Below are 19450 nucleotides of genomic sequence, written 5' to 3'. Positions count from 1 at the left end.
CGTGGCGGCGGCCGTCCGCTGACCGTGCCCCGCCACCGGCCGGCCACGCCCGCCGAACGGCGCGCCCAGCCGTACGGGACGGGCCGCCCGGGGACCGGCGAGGGCCCCCGGCCGCCCGTCCACGACCGCCCGGCGGGACCGGCCGCCGGACGCCCCGGCTCTCACCAGGCGAACGCCTCCGGCGTGGGACCGGGCCCCGGGAAGATCTCGTCCAGCGACCCGAGCAGCTCCGCCGGCAGCGTCAGCCCGACGGCGCGCAGCGCGGAGGTGAGCTGGTCGGCGGTGCGCGGGCCGACGATCGGGCCGGTCACCCCGGGCCGGGTCAGCAGCCAGGCCAGCGCCACCTCACCGGGCTCCAGACCGTGCTTGGCGACCAGGTCCTCATACGCCTGGATCTTGGTGCGGACCGCCGGGTCGGCCAGCGTGTCGGCGGAGCGCCCGGTGGTCGAACGCGTCCCGCCGCCCTCCCGCTCCTTGCGGAGGGCGCCGCCGAGCAGCCCGCCGTGCAGCGGCGACCAGGGGATGACGCCCAGGCCGTAGCCCTCGGCGGCCGGGATGACCTCCATCTCGGCGCGGCGCTCGGCGAGGTTGTACAGGCACTGCTCGCTGACCAGACCGTAGGAACCGCGGCGCGCGGCGGTCTCGTTGGCGCGGGCGATATGCCAGCCGGCGTGGTTGGAGGAACCGGCGTAGAGGATCTTGCCCTGCTGGACGAGGACGTCCATGGCCTGCCAGATCTCCTCCCAGGGCGTGCTCCGGTCCACATGGTGGAACTGGTAGAGATCGATGTGGTCGGTGCCCAGGCGCTGGAGGCTGGCATCGACGGCCCGCCGGATGTTCAGCGCGGAGAGCTTGTCGTCGTTGGGCCAGACCTGGTCGCCGTCGGCCGACATGTTGCCGTAGACCTTGGTGGCCAGCACGGTCCTGTCGCGCCGGCCGCCGCCCTTGGCGAACCACGAGCCGACGATCTCCTCCGTGCGGCCCTTGTTCTCACCCCAGCCGTAGACATTCGCGGTATCGAAGAAATTGACGCCCGCGTCGAGCGCGGCATCCATGATGGTGTGGCTGTCGGCCTCGTTCGTCTGAGGCCCGAAGTTCATCGTCCCGAGGACGAGTCGGCTGACCTTGAGTCCGGTGCGTCCGAGCTGCGTGTACTCCATAGCCGCTCAGCCAACGCCTTCGAGTGCGCTCGAATCAAGGGTGGGGGGTGGGGGTGTCGCGGGACGGGCGGTTCGGCATCAGGGCGCGGGGCGGAGACAGGGGAGGGCCGAGGTGGCGGCCGGCCGGCCGTTCAGCCGTTCCGCTGCTCCGCCGTGCGGTCGCCCAGCGGCTCAGCCGTACTGCGGTGCGGTCGCTCGGATCAGCCGTACCGCGGTGCGGTCGCTCGGTTCAGCCGACGGAAACCTCGTCCTGCGCCCGGGGCCGGGTCCGTGTCCGCGCCCGGGTCCGGGTCCGCGCGTACGGGGCCCCCACTCCCCACCCCCGATACATCGCCTCGGCGAAGGCGCCGGCCAGCAGGTGCTCGCCCGCGGGCGAGGGATGCGTCCCGTCGTACGTGGCGCGGTCGATGTCCCACCCCTCGGGCGTGGCGGCCAGCAGCAGCGGCGAATCCGGGGTGGAGAGCTCCGCGACGGCCTCGGCCAGCAGCCCGTTGAAGCGCGCGCACTCGGCGCCGAACGGAGCGTCCGTCAGGGCCCGCACATTCGGTATCACCGGCATCAGCACGGCCCGCACGCGCGGCGCGGCCGCCCGCGCCTCCGCCACGAACCGCCGCACGTTCTCGGCGGTCTGCCCGGCGTTCGTATAGAAACCGAGGTCGATCAGCCCGAGCGAGACCAGCAGGGTGTCGGCCGCATGGCACCGCACGGCATCCCCGATCAGCGGCGCCATGTGCAGCCACCCCTCACCCCACCCGGCGAGGTGCCGACGGGCGGCCTCGGGGAACCCGGGATCGCCGTACTCGTACGAAGTGGGGCTGTCCTGGAGGGTGTCATGCAGCGCGCTACGCGGCCCGACGATCCGGTACGGGCCCTCGTGCGCCGCGTTCAGGTGCTGCCACATGCGATAGCGCCACGTGAAATCGCCGGTGTGCCCAACGGTCATCGAGTCACCGACGAACATGATCCTCATCCGGCCATGATCTCCGACCGCCCCACCTGCTGGTACGTGACGCTGGACACGCGGCGGGGTGAGGACGCCGAGGTCGTGGGGGTCGGGTGGGCCGGTCGGGCGGAGTCCGCGCGGCCGTCGCATCGGCTGTGCGCAACGTCGGTCCGGAGGCGCGGGCGTCGGGGTGATGCCGGGCGCCGGGACGACGCTGTGCCGCGATGCGCACGGGGTAGCCAGAGGGGGCAGCCGATTCATTCACCGTTGCTTGCGGTGGCGGCCACGTCCCGGCGCCAACGGCGACCGGGCAGGCTGGGCGGGCTCCTGCGCCGGGCTCTCGGTATCGGCGGGCCGCAGGAGCCTGCGGGCCTCGCTGAGGTTGGCGGCCATGGTGAAGACCTCCCAGGCGGACCCGTTCCACCGCTGGATCAGTCTTGGCTGCTCGGGGTCCACGTGCTCACCCCGCTGAGGTCCGCAGGCATGCACAGCGCGCAGGCGGCCGATGCGCGAGTCACGGCGGGCGATGTAGTCGGCCAGTGGCTCTTCGTCGTCCATCTTGCTTCCCTACGGTTCTGCGACTCTCCCCGGGAGAGTAGTGGGCCCGAGGGGGTATCGCTTTCACCATCGCTCAGGCGAGGTGGTGTTGCCAACGCAGGGTCGGGTGGTCCTCGATCCAGTACGTGTGGGACCTGTTCGTGATGTGGAGCTGTACGGCGGTGATGCCGGGGCTTCCCGCGTCCTGCCACGCGTCAAGTGCCTGCTCGATGTCGTCCCACAGGGCCACGGGGCCGCCCTGGCGGACGCTCCAGCCGTCGCTGTTGGCGGTGAAGGCGGCGAAGGACTCGCGCTCCGGGTCGAAGACGTACAGAAGCTTGGTCCCGTCGCTCCGTGCGGCGCGGACGAGGTGTGCCCCGGGCGCGGCGAGCTGAGCGAGGAAGGCGGGCATCCACTCGTCCAGCAGGGTGGGAGGCACCCTCGTCTCCCTCTCGCTGTCCGCATAGGCCGTCCGGGCGGACAGATCACCGGCCACCGGCACTACGGCCTGGGCCCGTGCCCGCATGAACGAAGACCGGCCGATGATGCGCCCCTCCGCGTTGCCGTTCTCGTCCACGGTGACCTTGGCCAGGCCGGTCCCGTACGGCCAGGAGCCCACGGTGCCGAGGACGATGCCGCCGGGCCTGGTCTGCCGGACCCAGGTGTGCGGAATGCGGCGAACGGCGCAGGTGGCGATCACGCGGTCGTACGGCGCGTTTCGGGGATGCCCGAGGAGACCGTCGCCCGGTGACGGCCCACGTCGAGAAACCCGCCGCCTCCAACGCGGTGTCCGCCCGCTCCGCCACCTCGGGGTCGACCTCGACCGTGGTCACGTTGTCCGCACCGAGGTAGTGGCACATCAGAGCCGCGGAGTAGCCGGTGCCCGTGCCGATCTCCAGCACGCGATGGCCGGCCGCCACCTCCAGGCTCTCGATCATGTCGACCACTGTGGCCGGGGTGGTGGAAGAAGACGTGGGCACGCCCTGCACGGGGTCACTGGCCCGGTCGGCGGTGAGGTGCCCGTCGAGCTGGGTGGTGAGGGTGTCGTAGCTGTAGGCGATCTTCAGCCACTCGGCCGGGTCGGTGCCGGCTGCGGTGACGGGCTGCCAGGCGCCGCCTTCGTCGAGGAACACGCCGGGGTGAAGGAACAGCTCGCGCGGTACGGCCTCGACGGCCGCGCGCAGCCACGGGGACTTGAGAACACCGCTCCGCACCAGCTGCACGGCGAGGCGGCGGCGTTCGGGGGCGGAGTCGTTCATGCGACATCTCCTTGGGTGAGCAGGTCGGCGAAAGCGGCGGACATCGGAAGGCCGGTTTCCGTCTCCAACCACCCCCACTGGCCGTTCGGGTTCAGCTCCAGCCACCAGTAGTCCCCCGCGCGGTCCACGGCGAGGTCGAAGCTCCCCGATACCAGGCCGAGGCGCTCCAGACAGGCGGGAAGCGCCGCGTTCACCTGGTCGGGCAGGTGTTCCACGGTGTAGGTGAGGGCGCTGTAGTCCTTGCGCCAGTCGAGCAGGTCGGATGCGATGCGTACGGCGAATGTCTGCCGACCGACCACCAGAACCCGGAGGTCGGCAACCTTGTCGATGCGGGCCTGGAACAGGTGTGGCGTCACGCGCACGCTGTCGTCGATCCCGGCGGCCGTGACCGGCTCCGCCCAGCCCGTCACCGGAACTCCGTTCCGTGTGCAGGGGGTCCACCGCAGCGTCTTGTAGAGCACTTCATCGTGGGCGCCGATGAACTCCCGTGCCTCGTCCGGGTCGTTGGTCACCAGAGTTGGCGGTACGGCAAGGCCGAGCTGCTGAGCGAGGGCGAGCTGAGCGGGCTTGTAGTCGGCGGCGGCGATGCGCAGAGGGTGATTCACCCAGAGCGGGCCGTCCAGGGCGTAGAGGCTTCCGCCGAGCCCGTAGCGAACCTGCGCGGCCGCGAACCGGGCGTCGTCCGGCTCCAGGCGGGAGAAGGCGGGCCATTCAGGGCGGCGCCAGTACACCGCTCGGACGCGGGTCAGATCAGCGGTCCTCGACGGGGTGCGCAGCTGCCCGGCCACGGGGGCCGGGCAGCTGCCGAACCGAGCCGAGACCGTCAGGCCCGCGCCGATGTCGGCGGGGTTGAACCTGACCACCGGCACGTTCCGCCGGTTGAGTTCGGTGATCACCATGTCGGCGGTCAGGTCGTCCGCCTCCGTGGCCACCAGGACCGGCCTCTCCTCGGTCATCTCGTCAATCCTGTTCGGAGTCCTGGTCGTGGCCCTGGTCGTTCCTGGAGTCCGAGTTCGTGATGGTCGAGGTCTCGGTGCCCTTGCTGGTGCCGTGCGCGCCCATGTCGACCACCAGACCGGCACGGTCGCGGAACACGCCGAGCTGCGTGGCGGGATCGATGGTGACCGTGGCGTGCGGACGGCGGACAGTGGTCGGGTACGGCGCGAGTCGGCCGGCCCCCCACGGGCGGGCTGCGGCGAGGTGCGTTGTGGACGTGGTGCTCTCGATCCCGGCGGTCGCGGCCATGCCGCGCCTCCTTTCTTTCGTCGGTCCCGGCCCGGACAGGCGCAGGAGGTGCCCGTCCGTCAGTCAGGTACGGCGCGGGCATCCGCCCTCGGTCGGGCGCCGCCCGTGATGGATTACCGGCGCCCCGGGAAGTTCCCGCCGAGGGCGGAAGTTCGTTTCGATCAACCGGGCTTCCGCTATCCCTGGAGGAAGGTGCCGAGAGTCAGCGCGGACAACAGCCCCGGCATGGCCAGGCAGGTGTCCAGGGCGTGTACCACCGCAGGGATTTCCTCGCGAATCATCTTCAGAGCGGCGAACCCCGTCCTGCCCTGGGCCTCCGCGCGGAAACCGAGGTACTGTGCGCCGCCGTGGTGATCTCCGGGCCGGCGCCCGGAACGCCGGCCGGCACGGGCGCACTTCGGGCCCCGTCGGCGCTGGTGACGATCGCCGCAGGGCGTCGGTGCCAAGCAACGCCAGGGCGGCGATGGGGTGCCGAACGGCGATCCGATGGGGAGGCCGAGGCGGCTTTGCGGGGACACCGCTCACTTTGCGGCCTCGATCGCGTCGGGGTCCGTCGTCCACTCCACGCCACCGGCCACGGGCGCAAGCCACGCCACGGGGGGCGTGTCGGGAATCCCGATGATGAGGCCGGGGGCGTTGGCCTTCGCATCGGGAGCGATGGCGCGGAGGATGCCGATGCGGTCGTCGTGGGCGTGGTCGATCACCCGGTGGCCGAGCAACGGGTGGCTCACGTGGCCGAGCCCGAGGGGTTGCATGGGTGTGCGCGTGGTCATGGGGAGGTCCTCACGCTGTCGGATGGCTGTCACCCGCGTATGCATCGGGGGAGAGGCGCGGGGAAGGTGGGGCCGGGCGAGGTGCTGGGTGGCGGAGGGGGCCCTGAGGACGCATCAGCCGTGGCGGCTGCCGGAGACGCCGATGGCGAGCACGAAGACCAGGGCGGCCAGACACGTCAGGTACGTGACGACACGGCGCTGCTCAGGCGTCACGGGTGATCTTCCGTGGGCTCGCCAACTTCGGTCTTCTGGAAGGTGGTGAGGCTCAATGCCTCGCCGAGGGTCTCCGGGCGGCACCAGTTCACGAGGGCATCCCAGGGGTCTCCCACGGGACGACTCAGCACGAGGCATTCGCCGTTGACGGCGAGGGGCTTCGCGACCTTGGAGCGGGTGGTGTCGACAACGGACGTACCGACACGGAACGGCTCGCGTGCAGTCCGGACGATACGCGCCTGCTTCCCGGCCGTTGCGAAGCTGACCTTTCCGAGGTGGACAAGGTGGCGCTCCCCGTAGTCCACGTACAGCTCCGGGAGATCGAGCCCAGCGGTCTCCAGGGCGGCTCGCAACGTGCGATGCAACGCTTCGAACGGCTCTTCCGAGGCTCTCGTCCGGGGCATGGAGGTTCGGCTCCTGACCGTGTCGGTGTGGGTGGAGGCAAGGCGAACGTAGATCGGTGCAGAGCCAACCCCCAAGAAGATTGCGCGAGTTTGCAGGAAGAAGATTGACGCGGCCGAATGGGAGGCCGACCATCGCTGTGTCTCGCAATCTCGCGCAAGGTCGAAGACAGGAGAACGACCATGAAGCTGAGGTTCCTTGGTAAGAACTCCAAGCAAGGGGACTGCCCCACGCTCTACGCGACCGACCGGGGCACGTACCTCGTCCAGGGCTGGCAGATCTTCGCGAACGACCTGCTGATGCAGCTCGACATCCCCGTAGGAAAGACAGCTGTGGAAGTACCGACAGAGCTGTTCGAGTTCCTGACCGAGGACGGTTTGCCGACCGGGGAGATCAGGCGACTGGAGGACCCGATCATGGTCCTCACCCCGAACGGCACATTCGTCGTCCAGGGACTGGAGGTCACTGATCCCGAGGCCCTGGCGGGGATGGCGATCCCGGATTACGAAACTGTGGTCGAGGTCCCCAAGGCCGCGATCACCGCCCTACTGGAGGAACCGCGTGAAGCTGATCTCCAGCGCCGAGCGCAACCGGCTCTTTGAGAGCTTCGTGCACGACGCCTTCCACTTGGAGCTGAGGGACGACTACTCGGTCCCGAACGAGGAGGGCCCGTATGAGAGCTGGCTGAGCGGGATGGCCGACGACTCGTTCATGGCACCGTGGACACAGCTCATGAAGCGGGTCACCGACTCGGGGAGGACAGTGCGCCGAGTGCGGGTCGTCACGGAGCCGCACAGTTCTTACATCCGGTGGGAGCACGCCACCACGGGCATCAACGAAGAGGCCGGCGAGTCCATCCGGTGGCTGCCGAGGCGCGAACTGCCCGAGGGGCTTGTGTTCCCCGTGGCGGGAAACGACTGGTGGCTCTTCGACGACAAGCTCTTGGCTGTAGGGCACTTCGACGATGGTGGACGCGTCCTGGGCTCCGAGCTGATGGAGACCCCCTCGGTCGTATCCGAATGCGTCCGTATCCGTGATCTGCTCTGGGGCATCGCCACGCCGCACGGCACGTACAAGCCGTGAGGTGCACGTGAGCACGCAGGCACAGGAGTCACGAGAGGCACTTGGTGCCCGGCTGCGAGGCTTCCGCAAGGACGCAGGCTTCACCAGCGGCCGGGCCCTTGCGCGTGCGCTGAATTGGCAGGAATCCAAGGTCTCTCGCATCGAGAACGGCAGGCAGAACGCGAGCGAGGACGACATCCGTGTCTGGTGCCGGACGACCGGGCACGAGGCCGATCTCGCTGACCTGGTCGCCACGGTCCGCCACATCGACGAGATGTGGACGGAGTGGCGCCGGCAGATCCAGGACGGGACCGAGAATCGTCAGAAGAAGTCCCTGCCGCTCTACCGAAAGACCAGGGTCTTCAGGATCTGGGAGCCCTCCACGATCTGGGGCACCATCCAGACCGCCGACTACGCCGAGAACATCTTCCAGCAGGTATCGAACTTCCATGAGACGCCGGCCGACACGGAAGCCGCCGTGGCGAAGCGCCTCGAACGGCAGAGGTATCTCTACGAGGGGAACCGGATCTTCAACGTGCTCCTCGGTGAGCAGGCTCTCTACTCGAACCACGGCGGATCAGAGGTCATGAGGGCGCAACTCGACCGGCTTCTGGCCGTATGGGCGCTTCCGCGGCTCAGCCTGGGCATCGTCCCACGGGCCGCTCCCCTCGCCCTCTGGATCGGGCACGGCTTTGCGATGTTCGACGACAGACTCGTCATGGTGGAGACATACTCCGCGGAGATCTCTGTGACACAGCCGAGGGAAGTCGAGCTCTACCGCAAGGCGTTCGAGCTTCATCGACAGGGTGCCGTCTATGGGCAGTCCGCAAGAGACCTTGTCCTGACCGCTGTCGGGTATTTCGATCGTATGGGAAGGGAGAGGCGTGGGTGAAATTCCGAACTGGCGCACCAGTACATACACGAAGCCGGATAGCTGCGTTGAAGTTTCCGATAATGACCCGGCCAAGGTAATGGTCCGGGATACAAAGGCCCGACAGTACGGAACGATGACCGTTCAGCCCCCCCCGCCGGGCCGAATTCGCGGAGTTCAGCAAGAGCATCGAGATCGAGAAAGGATCGCCGAGATCTGCATCCGGATGAATGAGCAGGCGCATCGCTGCGGGGCGATGCCGGATGCGTACATAGCTGGAGGGCGGGCCCCGGCCGACGGTTCCGAGCGCACCCGCGTCGGGCAGCCCTGGCGCCTGTCGTCTTGCGGTAGTTTTAGCGCAATTGCCCAAAGGTTGAGGAGGGAACCGCCATGGGAGCCTGGCGCTGGTACCGCACCCGCCGGAGGCTGCGTACCCACCGCATCTGGCGGCTGCCGGTGGCCCTCCTCGTGGTGAGCCTGTTCCTGTCCTGGCTGCTGCCGCTGCTGGACCGCGAGGTCACCCGGTTCGGGCACGACACCGGCGAGCAGCTGTTCGCGAAGATCGACGCGGGCTCCATGGCCACCCTGCTCGGCTCCGTGGCCGGCGGCATGGTCACCCTCGCGGGTCTGGTCTTCACCGCGCTCACCCTGGCCATGCAGTTCGGGGCGGGCCAGCTGTCCGTACGGGTCGTACCGATCCTCCAGCAGGACCCGCTGATGCGCTGGGCCACCGGCACCTTCATGGCGACCTTCGTCTACACGCTGATGATCTCGGTACGGCTCGCGGTCCACGAGGAGGAGTACCGGCCCGTCCTGTCCACGCTCTTCGCCGTCGTCATCTCCATGGTGTGCGCGGTGCTGTTCTTCGCGCTGGTGGCCCGGGTCAGCGGGGTGCTCAACTCCGGGACGCTGCTGCGCACCGTCGCGCTGGAGGGCCGCCGCACAGTGGCCCGTACGCATCCGTACCGCACCCCGGCCGGGCCGCACGGCGCGGCGGCCGGCCCCGGCGCGAAGGCTCCCGGCGCGGCGGAGCCGACGGTCCTGAGCCTGGACCGGCCGCCCCGGTCCGGTCAGATCCTGTTGGCCTTCCACACCGAGCGGCTGGAGAAGCTGGCCCGCACCTGGGGCGTGCGCATCGAACTGGTCCCGGTGGTGGGCGACTTCGTGGCCCTCCAGGCCCCGCTGTTCCTCGTCCACGGACCGATGGACCGGGTCCGCCGCCGGGCGCTGCTGCGCTGTCTGCTGTTCGGGGAGACCCACAGCTCCACCATCGACCCGGCCGGCGCGCTGCGCACTCTGGTCGATATCGCGCTCAAGGGGCTCTCCCCGGCGGTCAACGACCCGGGGCGGGCGGTACAGGCCCTGGACCACGTCGAGGACCTGCTCACCGAACTCGCCCCGCGCCTCGCCGCCGGACCCGAGGCCGGCGCGGGCGCCGCCTTCAGCCACCGGACCCGCTCCTGGGCCGACTACGTCTGCATCGGCACGGACGAGGTCCGGCACTTCGGCGCCGCCTCGATGCAGGTGCAGCGGCGGCTGCGGGCGCTCTACACGACCGTGGCGCTGGTGTGCACCCCCGAGCAGACCGCGCCCCTGACGGCGCGGCTGGCGACGATGGACGCCGAGGCCGACGGCCAGTGGCCGCAGGAGCTGGACCGCTATCTGGCCCACCGCCCGGACTCCCAGGGGCTGGGCAGGGAGGACGGCAGCGAGCTGAGGGTAAAGCCCGCGGGGCGGCCCGACGCGGGCTGAGCGCCGGCCGGTGTCCGAGGTCCCCGCCCGTGCTGCGGACACCACCCGCTCCGGACCACGGATGCGGCCGTACCGCTCACCGCACACCGCACACCGATAACTGATTACTGCTCACCGCTTACCGCACACTGCTCACCGCACACCGCTTACTGCTCGCCACTCACCGTTGCCCGGGTATCTCCGGCACCTGGCGCGGCCAGCCGGTCGGTCGGTGATGAGGGTGCGCACGCCCAGGCGCAGGCACGGTTCGGCATCGGCCGGCTGGCCTGTCACGTTCTTCTGTTCCGTTCATTCTCTGAACCAGCTGTTGTGGCGCGGAACGTTGTTGACGGAGCCTCATGTCTTCACGTCCGGGTGGCGGCGAGGACTGTACTGAGTGCGACGGTGGCGTCGAGGAGGGCACGGGAGCGAGCCGCGATGCTCGCATCCCGGGCCGCCAGCGCGGCTCCGATGTCTTCCGACCGGTGCCCGCGCCGCAGGCCCGGCAGCAAGGCCCGGAGCTGGTCGATGCGGTACCCGGCGCTGCGCAGCTGGTGCACAATCCGGGCGTCCCGAGTCTGGGCCGGTGAGTAGCGTCGCGTTTCTCGCGGGGAGACCCGGTCAGGAACAGCGAGCCCCTCGGCGTCCCAGTGCCGCAAGGTCGATGGGCGCACTCCGAGCGCGGCGGCAAGTTCGGAGACGCTCAGGGAATCCGATGGGCGTACGTCTTCGACCAGTTCGGCGGAGATCGCCGCGGCGGCCTCCTCGGCGAGCTTGAGGTCCGTACGCTCCCGGTCGAGTCGGGCGTGTGCCGCGTCGAGGAGTGCGAGTACTTCCGAGGCCGGGCACTCGTGCACGGCACGGACGATCCGCTTGGCCTCAACCGGACCCGTGCCGGCTGCGAGGGCTCGGTAGGCCAGGGCGGACTGAAGGTGAATCTCCCCGTAGATCCGGTAGCCCGCGGCTGAGCGCGTCGCCGGCGGCAGGACACCGTCGCGTTCGAGATTGCGCACCTGTTGGACGGAGTACCCGGCACGTCGCGCGACATCGACTGTGCGCATGGCCGACGACTTGAGAGCTGACACCCGAAACTCCTCTGTCTTCCGGCTCAAAGTCTCCACAAGCACCTTAATGAAACGCTTGAGCACGTGACCATAGAGGAGATCATCGACTTCGTAGCGGACCTGGAGGGGGCCCTGGCCATCAGGCCGGGACCCGGCGACGGCTCACCAGAGATCAGTTGGGGGGATACGTTCTTCTTCTACGCCCCTGAGGGCGTCATGCCGAAAGCGACTCAACCGTTCGCGACGATCGTGACGAAGAACCAGCCGGGCGACGAGAGATCGCGCCTGGACCGCCCGGATACGTTCCGCGTCAATATGGCCGCCGGGAAGGAATCGTTCATCGACTGGACCGGCCACGCGCCACGCGAACCGGCCATCGACGACGACCCCAGCGTCACCGACGCGGTGATCGCGCACCCCGTCTACGGCTCCGTCGGCTGGCTCGCGGTGGTGAATCCGGGCCGGCGGACCGATGCGGCGGTCCGCGAGCTGCTCCGCAGTGCCCATCACCTCGCACGTTCACGCCATGAGCGACGAACGGGCTCGACGACGAGCTGATCACCGGCACGTTCGGCGGGGGATGGCACGCTGGGTCCATGCGTTCGCTTCTGTGCGCGGCCGGTGCCGCGGGGGTTCTGGTGTGGGCGGCGGTCGCGCCGGCCGCCGCGGCCGGTGAACCCGACGGCTTCACCAACGGTGATCCGCGGATCGCCGAGTCCAGCGGCCTGACCGCCGGCCGCGCGCACCCCGGCGTGTACTGGACCCACCCCTCCGGTACCCACACCTCCGGTACCCACACGTTCCGCAAGGTCGCGCCGGTCGGTCTCACCGGCGGACAACTGCCGGCGTCGGCCGCGACGGCGGATGACCGGAAGGAGGGCACGGGCGCCGTCAACGACCCGTCCGGCAAGGGGAGTTCGGAGTTCCGTCCCAGCTTCGGGAAAGGGGCGCTGGTGTTCGTCGTGGCGACGGTGCTGGTTGTCGCCCTCCGGAGGCTGTTCCGGCGCCGGTGATCCCGCGGTTCCTGCCGGGCGTCGGCGGCCCGTCGCTTCCCTGACCGATCCGCTGCGGGGTGGCCCGACGCAGCGAGGCTCCCGGCCGTGAACGCCGGGAGCCTCGTTAGATGCTGCGTGCTGCGTGCTGCGTGCTGCGTGCTGCGTGCTGCGTGCTGCGTGCTGTGCGCCGTGTGCCGTACGGCTCGGTTACAGCTTTTCGATGACGTAGTCGATGCAGGCCGTCAGGGCCTCGACGTCCGACGGGTCGACGGCCGGGAACATCGCGATGCGGAGCTGGTTGCGGCCGAGCTTGCGGTAGGGCTCGGTGTCGACGATGCCGTTGGCGCGCAGGGCCTTGGCGACGGCGGCCGCGTCCACCTCGTCGTTGAAGTCGATGGTGCCGATGACCTGCGAGCGCTTCGCCGGGTCGGTGACGAACGGGGTGGCGTACTTGGACTCCTCGGCCCAGCCGTACAGGGTGCGCGAGGAGGTGGCGGTGCGGCGGACCGCCCAGTCCAGACCGCCCTGGCCGTTGATCCACTCCAGCTGCTCGTTGAGGAGGAAGAGGGTGGACAGCGCCGGGGTGTTGTACGTCTGGTTCTTGAGGGAGTTGTCGATCGCGGTGGGGAGCGAGAAGAACTCCGGGATGTGGCGGCCGGTCGCGTGGACGGAGCGGGCGCGCTCCAGGGCGACGGGGGAGAAGGCCGCCAGCCACAGGCCGCCGTCGGAGGCGAAGGACTTCTGCGGGGCGAAGTAGTAGACATCGGTCTGGGTGATGTCGACCGGGAGGCCGCCGGCGCCGGAGGTGGCGTCGACCAGGACGAGGGAGCCCGCGTCCGCGCCGTCGACGCGCCGGATGGGGGCCGCGACGCCGGTGGAGGTCTCGTTGTGGGTGAAGGCGTAGACATCGACGCCCTTCTCCGCCACCGGCTCCGGGTGGGTGCCCGGGTCCGAGGAGATGACGGTGGGCTCCTTCAGCCACGGCGCCAGCTTGGCGGCCTTGGCGAACTTGGCGGAGAACTCGCCGAAGGTGAGGTGCTGGGACTTGCGCTCGATCAGCCCGTGCGTCGCGATGTCCCAGAAGGCGGTGGAGCCGCCGTTGCCGAGGATGACCTCGTACCCCTCGGGGAGCTGGAAGAGGTCGCGTACGCCGTCGCGCACCTTCCCGACCAGGTTCTTCACCGGCGCCTGGCGGTGAGAGGTACCGAGAAGAGAGCTGCCGGTGGCGGCGAGGGCGCCGAGCGCCTCCGTACGCACTTTGGAGGGGCCCGCGCCGAAGCGTCCGTCGGCGGGCTTGATGTCAGCGGGAATCTGGATATCAGCCACGGATGCAGCCTAATCCGTCACGGTACGGGCTCCGAGGGCGCGTCCGCCGGATGAGATGGGCGGTGCCCGAGCCGGGCCGGCACCGGATCGGGGGCGCCGGTCAGGGGCCCGTGCCGTCCGCCGCGTACAGACGGGTGACGGCGGCCGCGGCCTCGGCCAGGACCTGGCGGGCCTCGGGCGGTGCGAGGACCTCGACGGAGTCGCCGAACTGGAGGAGTTGGCGGACGGCGCTGAGAACCGGGTACGTCAGCCGGACGGTGGCCCAGGCGTCGTCGGAGGCGTCCCGCCCGCCCTCCTTCCCGGTGCCGCCCGGTACGTCGTCCGTAGGGGGCGGCGGTTCGGTGAGTGCCCCGCCGAGGAGGCGTACGGCCAGGTCCAGGCGGTCCCGGCGGATGCGGGCGGTCACCCGTACCCCGGCCGGGCGCTCCTCCACCTGGCGGCGCAGCAGCTCCCAGACACCGGCCAGCTCCACGCCCGCGCGACGGCGTACCGGGGCGTCGGTCACGGTCGCCGACGCCACCCGGTCGGCCCGGAAGAGCCGCGGTCTGCCACGCCGGTCCGCGACGAGGTACCAGATCCCGGCCTTGGCCACGAGCCCGTACGGATCGACGGTGTACGTCCGCAGCCTGGTCTCGCCGCTGTGGCGGTAGCGAATGCGCAGCCTGCGGTCGGTGAAGACGGCCGTGTGCAGGGCGCCGAGATCGACGGTGCGGCGCGGGCTGCCCAGCCAGCGGCCGGGGTCGACGAGGATGCGGCGGCTCGCCAGTTCCGCGGCCGGACGGTGGGGTGCGGGCAGCGCCGCCATCACCTTGCGCAGCGCCGAACCCAGCGTGTCGTCCAGTCCGAGGGCGGTGTGCGCGCCCTGCGTCGCCAGGATGAACAGGGCGCGCGCCTCGTCGGTGGTCAGCCCCGTCACATCCGTACGGAAGCCCGGCAGCAGCGCGATCCCGCCGTGCCGGCCGCGCTCGGCGTAGACCGGCACACCGGCCGCCGACAGCGATGCGATATCGCGGTAGACGGTGCGCGCCGAGACCTCCAGCCGCTCGGCCAGCTCCCCGGCCGGGACCCGGCCGCGGGTCTGGAGCAGCAGGAGGATGGCGAGGAGGCGGTCGGACTTCACACCTGGGTTTATACCTGGGTTTTTATATATGACGGCCGGTGTCAAGTTATCGCGCCAGAGTGCGGCGCATGGAGAGCAACCACCACCACGACGACCGCACGACGGGCCACCGCAGCACGGGCGACCACCGCTCGGGCTGCCACCCCACGCACGACCACCCCGCCAACGGCGGTTCCGAAGCCCTCGCCGCGCTCGTCCGGCGGGTCCGGGGGCCGGTCTTCCTCCCCGGTGACGACGGTTACGACGCCGAGCGGTCCGGGTTCCAGCTGGCGTACCGGCACCGGCCGGCCGTGATCGTCGGGGCGGCGGGTGCGGACGATGTGGCCGCCGCCGTGGACTTCGCCGCCGAGCGCGGGCTGCCGGTCGCGGTGCAGGCCACCGGGCACGGGCTCACCGCGGCGACCGACGGCGGGCTGCTGATCAGCACGCGGCGGATGGCCGGGGTGCGGGTGGACCCGGTGGCCGGTACCGCGCGGGTCGGGGCGGGGGCCGTCTGGGGGCAGGTGGTCGAGGCGGCCGCGCGGTACGGGCTCGCGCCGCTCAACGGCTCCTCGCCGGGCGTCGGCGTGGTCGGGTACACGCTCGGGGGCGGGGTGGGGTTGCTGGCCCGTACGTTCGGCTTCGCCGCGGACCAGGTGCGGGCCGTCGAACTGGTCACGGCCGACGCCCGGCGGCGCCGGGTCACCGCCGACAGCGACCCCGAGCTGTTCGGGGCACTGCTCGGCGGCGGGCACGGTTTCGGTGCGGTGACGGCGATGGAGTTCGGGCTGCTGCCGGTGGCGCGGCTGTACGGCGGGCGGCTGGTGTTCGGCGGTGACCTCGTCGAGGACGCGCTGGCGGCATATGTGCGGTGGACCGCGACCGTCCCGGACGAGCTGACGTCGTCGGTCGCGCTGATCGCGTACCCGGACATCCCGCAGCTGCCGGCGGCGCTGCGCGGCCGCTACCTCGCGCAGATCCGGATCGCGTACACCGGGAGTGCCGCGGCGGGGGAGCGGCTGGTGGCGCCGCTGCGGGCGGTGGGGCCGCGGGTGAGCGACGAGCTGTGCGAGATGCCGTACGCCGAATCGCACACCATCCACCAGGATCCGAGCGATCCGCACGCGTACCTCGGCGACAACGCGCTGCTCAGCGGGGTCGACGCGGCGGCGCTGTGGCGGGTGGCCGCGCTGACCGGACCGGCCGCGCCGGTGATGTGCGTGGTCCAGCTCAACCACCTCGGGGGCGCGCTGGCCAGGCGGCCCGCGGTGGGCGGGGCCGGGCGCCGGGACGCCGTCGGGCACCGCGACGCCCGGTTCGCGCTGCGGCTGCTGTCGCCGCTGGACGCCGCGGACCCGGCGGCGGACCGGGCGACCGCACGGGCGCTGCACACCGAGGCGCTGGCGGCCGTCGCACCGTGGACGGTCGGCCGCAGCGTGAACTTCCTGTTCGGCGAGGGCGGGGGCGGGGACCGGACGGACGTGGGGGCGTCTGAGGCGGAGGTGGCGCGTGGTGTGCACGAGGCGGCTGTGCACCGGCGGCTGGCTGCGCTGCGGGCCGGGTACGACCCGGCCGGCCTCTTCCGTTTCCCTCCGTCCGCGGGGCCGGTGCCGGTGCCGGTCCCGCTGTCCGCGGTCCGGCCGGTCGAGGCGTCTGTGGCGGCGATGCCCGAGGCACCCCCGTCCGGGAATCCCCCCTCGGCGGAAGAGCCGGCAGAAGGGTCGGCTGAGGTGCCGGCAGCGGGGCCGGCAGAAGGACCCCCCGCCCGCTGACCGCGGATGCCGAGGCGCCGTAACCCGCCGGAGTGGGCAGGCTGAGGGCATGGCTGAGCGTACGGAGACGACGGAGCAGCGGGACCTGGCGAGGGAACTGACGGCCGCGGTGCGGGGGGAGGTCTCCTTCGCCGCGGCCGACCGGGCGCTGGTGACGATGGACGCGTCCAACTACCGGCGGGTGCCCAGGGCGGTGGTCGCACCGCGCGACGCGGACGATGTCGCGGCGGCGCTGCGGGTGTGCCGGGAGCACGGCGTACCGGTGGTGCCGCGCGGCGGCGGGACGAGCATCGCGGGGCAGGCGACGGGGGTCGGCGTGGTGCTGGACTTCACCCGGCATCTGCGGCGGATCGTGTCGCTGGACCCGGTGGCGCGGACGGCCGTGGTGCAGCCCGGTGTGGTGCTGGACGAGCTGCGGACGGCGGCCGGGGCGCACGGCCTGACCTTCGGCCCCGACCCGTCCACGCACAGCCGCTGCACCCTCGGCGGCATGATCGGCAACAACTCCTGCGGGGCGCATTCGGTGGCCTGGGGCACCACCGCCGACAACGTGGCGGAGCTGGCGCTCCTGACGTACGGCGGGGAACGGGTGCGGGCCGGGCGCGGGGCGGCCGGCACCGGTGGTCCCGCCGGGCTGCCGCCGCGGCTGCGGGACGGCGTACGGGCCCTGGTGGACGGGGAACTGGCGCTGCTGCGCACCGGCTACCCGGAGCTGCCGCGGCGGATCTCCGGCTATGCGCTGGACGCCCTGCTGCCGGAACGGAGCGCCGATCTGGCGCGTGCGCTCACCGGCAGCGAGGGCACTCTCGGGGTGCTGACCGAGGCGACCGTACGGCTGGTGGAGACGCCGAAGGCGCGGGCGCTGGCGGTGCTCGGGTATCCGGACGAGAGCGCGGCCGCCGAGGCCGCGCACACCCTGCTGCCGTACGGGCCGCTGACGGTGGAGGGGATGGCCGCCGATCTGGTGGGCGATGCGGTGCGGAGCGCGGCCGGGCTGCCCGAAGGGGGTGCCTGGCTGTTCGTGGAGACGGGCGGGGAGAGCGGGGGCGCGGCGGTGGCGCGGGCCGAGGCGCTCTGCCGGGCGGCGGCGGACGGCACCACCGGCCGTACGGTGGTCGCCGACCCGGCCGGCCGGCGGGCCCTGTGGCGGGTGCGCGAGGACGCCTCCGGGACCGCGACCCGGCTGCCGGACGGCAGCGAGGCGTGGCCCGGCTGGGAGGACTGCGCCGTACCGCCCGCCCGGCTCGGCCCGTATCTGCGGGACTTCCGCGCCCTCCTCGCCCAGCACGGACTGCGCGGCACGCCGTACGGCCACTTCGGCGACGGCTGCATCCACGTCCGCATCGACTTCGACCTGCTGACCCCGCCCGGTATCCGCCGCTTCCGCGAATTCTCCTATGACATGGGCGAGTTGGTCGTCTCGCACGGCGGATCGCTGTCCGGCGAGCACGGTGACGGACAGGCCCGCGCCGAACTGCTGCCGAAGATGTACGGACCGGCGCTGGTCGGCCTCTTCGAACGGTTCAAGGACCTGTGGGACCCGGCCGCCGGACTGAACCCGGGGATGCTCGTACGGCCCGCCAGGCTGGACGCGAATCTGCGCTTCGCGGTGCTGCCGCGGCGGCCGGTGCCGGTGGAGTTCGGCTATCCGCAGGACGGCGGCGACTTCTCGGCGGCGGTACGGCGCTGTGTGGGCGTCGCCAAGTGCCGTACCACCGGTACGAGTTCGGGGCCGTCGGACGTCATGTGCCCGTCCTTCCGCGCCACCGGCGAGGAGCAGCACTCCACCCGGGGCCGGGCGCGGCTGCTGCACGAGATGCTCGCCGGTGAGGTCGTCACGGACGGCTGGCGCTCGGCCGAGGTGCGTGACGCCCTCGATCTCTGCCTGTCCTGCAAGGGGTGCCGCAGCGACTGCCCGGTCGGGGTGGACATGGCCACCTACAAGGCGGAGTTCCTGCACCATCACTACGCGGGCCGGCTGCGCCCCGCCGCGCACTACGTCATGGGCCGGCTGCCCGAGTGGCTGCGCGCCGCCGCGCCGGCCGCACCGGTGCTCAACGCCCTCGCCCGCACCCCGCTCGCCGCCGTCGGTAAACGCCTCGCCGGAATCACGCCCGAGCGTCCCGTCCCGCACCTTGCCGGCGAGCCGTTCACCCGCTGGTGGTGGCGGCGGAGGCGGGAGCCCGGGGCCGCCCCGGAGGCCCCCGCCGGACCGGTGGTGATCCTCTGGCCCGACACCTTCACCAACTTCCTCTCCCCGGAGGTCGGCCGGGCCGCCGTACGCGTCCTGGAGTCGGCCGGACTGCGGCCCCTGCTGCCGCCCGCCACCCCCCTGCGCCCGCCCGGCACCCCTTTGCCCCGCCGCCGTCCGCCGCGCCGCCGCGCCCTCTGCTGCGGCCTGACGTACGTCTCCACCGGTCAGCTCGACCGGGCGCGGGCGGTCATGCGGCATACGGTCGAGGTGCTGGGCCCGCTGCTGGCGGCGGGCCGTCCGCTGGTCGTCCTCGAACCGAGCTGCGCCGCCGCGCTCCGTACGGACCTGCCCGAACTGCTGCCGGACGATCCGCGGGCCGCCCGGCTGGCCGCCTCCGTACGGACCTTCGCGCAGGCGCTGGAGGAACTGGCCCCCGACTGGCGGCCGCCGCGCCTCGACCGCCCCGTCGTCGGGCAGACGCACTGCCATCAGCACGCCGTCCTCGGCGACGGGGCGGAGCGGCGGCTGCGGGAACGGGCCGGACTGGTGGGCGAGTTGAGCGGGGGGTGCTGCGGACTGGCCGGAAACTTCGGTTTCGAGCGCGGCCATTACGAGGTCTCCGTCGCCTGCGCCGAGGACCAGCTCCTCCCCGCCGTACGCGCGTCCGGTGACGGAGCCGAGGTGCTCGCCGACGGTTTCTCCTGCCGCACCCAGCTCGGCGGGCTCACCGACCGCCGCGGCCGCCACCTGGCGGAGGTGCTGGCGGAGGCGCTGCGGGAGGGGCCGGCCGGGCGCTAGCGGGGC

19 protein-coding genes and 1 pseudogene are annotated in these 19450 nt (G+C 71.6%); 9 read left to right on the top strand and 11 right to left on the bottom strand.

What is annotated here, in order from left to right; all coding sequences use genetic code 11:
- Positions 1-161: 161 nt before the first annotated feature.
- The 8 genes and pseudogenes from ACLJWH_RS10870 to ACLJWH_RS10835 form a co-directional block, all read right to left on the bottom strand.
- The gene (locus tag ACLJWH_RS10870) at positions 162-1160 is read right to left on the bottom strand and encodes an aldo/keto reductase (protein WP_411141433.1); all 999 of its coding nucleotides are present in this window, start codon (positions 1158-1160) and stop codon (positions 162-164) included.
- A gap of 229 nt (positions 1161-1389) precedes the next feature.
- Positions 1390-2121, bottom strand: coding sequence for a GDSL-type esterase/lipase family protein (locus ACLJWH_RS10865; protein ID WP_411141793.1), 732 nt, complete (start codon positions 2119-2121; stop codon positions 1390-1392).
- Between the two features lie 243 nt (positions 2122-2364).
- On the bottom strand, positions 2365-2661 hold the full coding sequence (locus ACLJWH_RS10860) for a DUF6087 family protein (protein WP_411141432.1): 297 nt from the start codon (positions 2659-2661) through the stop codon (positions 2365-2367).
- A 73-nt stretch (positions 2662-2734) separates the two neighbouring features.
- Positions 2735-3899, bottom strand: a pseudogene (tgmC, locus tag ACLJWH_RS10855) (ATP-grasp peptide maturase system methyltransferase).
- The gene (gene tgmB, locus ACLJWH_RS10850; RefSeq protein ID WP_411141431.1) at positions 3896-4855 is read right to left on the bottom strand and encodes an ATP-grasp ribosomal peptide maturase; all 960 of its coding nucleotides are present in this window, start codon (positions 4853-4855) and stop codon (positions 3896-3898) included. The pseudogene tgmC and the gene tgmB overlap by 4 nt, the downstream one beginning before the upstream one ends.
- 4 nt (positions 4856-4859) lie before the next feature.
- The gene (gene tgmA / locus ACLJWH_RS10845) at positions 4860-5144 is read right to left on the bottom strand and encodes a putative ATP-grasp-modified RiPP (protein WP_411141430.1); all 285 of its coding nucleotides are present in this window, start codon (positions 5142-5144) and stop codon (positions 4860-4862) included.
- 521 nt (positions 5145-5665) lie between these two features.
- Positions 5666-5917 (bottom strand): hypothetical protein, encoded by a 252-nt coding sequence (locus ACLJWH_RS10840; protein WP_411141429.1) that lies wholly within the window; start codon positions 5915-5917, stop codon positions 5666-5668.
- Positions 5918-6126: 209 nt separating this feature from the next.
- Positions 6127-6534 carry a hypothetical protein gene (locus tag ACLJWH_RS10835; RefSeq protein WP_411141428.1) on the bottom strand — a complete coding sequence of 136 codons (408 nt, stop codon included), beginning with the start codon at positions 6532-6534 and terminating at the stop codon, positions 6127-6129.
- Between the two features lie 180 nt (positions 6535-6714).
- Here ACLJWH_RS10835 and ACLJWH_RS10830 point away from each other — a divergent pair, with 180 nt between their 5' ends.
- The 5 genes from ACLJWH_RS10830 to ACLJWH_RS10810 are packed head-to-tail and all read left to right on the top strand — an operon-like array spanning position 6715 to position 10217.
- A complete protein-coding gene (locus ACLJWH_RS10830) occupies positions 6715-7134 on the top strand; it encodes a hypothetical protein (RefSeq protein WP_411141427.1) in 420 nt (139 codons plus the stop codon).
- On the top strand, positions 7094-7615 hold the full coding sequence (locus ACLJWH_RS10825) for a DUF6879 family protein (protein ID WP_411141426.1): 522 nt from the start codon (positions 7094-7096) through the stop codon (positions 7613-7615). Before ACLJWH_RS10830 ends, ACLJWH_RS10825 begins: the two co-directional genes overlap by 41 nt.
- Before the next feature lie 7 nt (positions 7616-7622).
- Positions 7623-8486 (top strand): helix-turn-helix domain-containing protein, encoded by an 864-nt coding sequence (locus tag ACLJWH_RS10820; protein ID WP_411141425.1) that lies wholly within the window; start codon positions 7623-7625, stop codon positions 8484-8486.
- Positions 8479-8940: a DUF397 domain-containing protein gene (locus ACLJWH_RS10815; protein WP_411141424.1), complete on the top strand. Its 462-nt coding sequence runs from the start codon at positions 8479-8481 to the stop codon at positions 8938-8940. Before ACLJWH_RS10820 ends, ACLJWH_RS10815 begins: the two co-directional genes overlap by 8 nt.
- The gene (locus ACLJWH_RS10810) at positions 8856-10217 is read left to right on the top strand and encodes a DUF2254 family protein (protein ID WP_411141423.1); all 1362 of its coding nucleotides are present in this window, start codon (positions 8856-8858) and stop codon (positions 10215-10217) included. Before ACLJWH_RS10815 ends, ACLJWH_RS10810 begins: the two co-directional genes overlap by 85 nt.
- A gap of 344 nt (positions 10218-10561) precedes the next feature.
- Here ACLJWH_RS10810 and ACLJWH_RS10805 read toward each other — a convergent pair whose 3' ends face one another.
- The gene (locus ACLJWH_RS10805) at positions 10562-11281 is read right to left on the bottom strand and encodes a MerR family transcriptional regulator (RefSeq protein ID WP_411141422.1); all 720 of its coding nucleotides are present in this window, start codon (positions 11279-11281) and stop codon (positions 10562-10564) included.
- A gap of 63 nt (positions 11282-11344) precedes the next feature.
- Here ACLJWH_RS10805 and ACLJWH_RS10800 point away from each other — a divergent pair, with 63 nt between their 5' ends.
- Both ACLJWH_RS10800 and ACLJWH_RS10795 read left to right on the top strand, forming a co-directional pair.
- Positions 11345-11818 carry a DUF6194 family protein gene (locus tag ACLJWH_RS10800; protein ID WP_411141421.1) on the top strand — a complete coding sequence of 158 codons (474 nt, stop codon included), beginning with the start codon at positions 11345-11347 and terminating at the stop codon, positions 11816-11818.
- Between the two features lie 38 nt (positions 11819-11856).
- Positions 11857-12273: a hypothetical protein gene (locus tag ACLJWH_RS10795; protein WP_411141420.1), complete on the top strand. Its 417-nt coding sequence runs from the start codon at positions 11857-11859 to the stop codon at positions 12271-12273.
- 189 nt (positions 12274-12462) lie between these two features.
- Here ACLJWH_RS10795 and serC read toward each other — a convergent pair whose 3' ends face one another.
- Entirely contained in the window at positions 12463-13581 is a 1119-nt protein-coding gene (serC, locus tag ACLJWH_RS10790) for a phosphoserine transaminase (protein ID WP_411141419.1), read from the bottom strand.
- Positions 13582-13681: 100 nt separating this feature from the next.
- On the bottom strand, positions 13682-14701 hold the full coding sequence (locus tag ACLJWH_RS10785) for a helix-turn-helix transcriptional regulator (protein ID WP_411141418.1): 1020 nt from the start codon (positions 14699-14701) through the stop codon (positions 13682-13684).
- A 68-nt stretch (positions 14702-14769) separates the two neighbouring features.
- Between ACLJWH_RS10785 and ACLJWH_RS10780 the strand changes: the two genes are divergently transcribed.
- Both ACLJWH_RS10780 and ACLJWH_RS10775 read left to right on the top strand, forming a co-directional pair.
- Entirely contained in the window at positions 14770-16452 is a 1683-nt protein-coding gene (locus ACLJWH_RS10780; protein WP_411141417.1) for an FAD-binding oxidoreductase, read from the top strand.
- 49 nt (positions 16453-16501) lie between these two features.
- On the top strand, positions 16502-19444 hold the full coding sequence (locus ACLJWH_RS10775) for an FAD-binding and (Fe-S)-binding domain-containing protein (protein ID WP_411141416.1): 2943 nt from the start codon (positions 16502-16504) through the stop codon (positions 19442-19444).
- Positions 19445-19450: the final 6 nt, after the last annotated feature.

The organism is Streptomyces sp. x-80 (genome assembly GCF_046549095.1).
Lineage (GTDB): Bacteria > Actinomycetota > Actinomycetes > Streptomycetales > Streptomycetaceae > Streptomyces > Streptomyces celluloflavus.
Note: the sequence above shows the minus strand (reverse complement) of the source record. Positions and strands in the feature narration are given on the sequence as shown.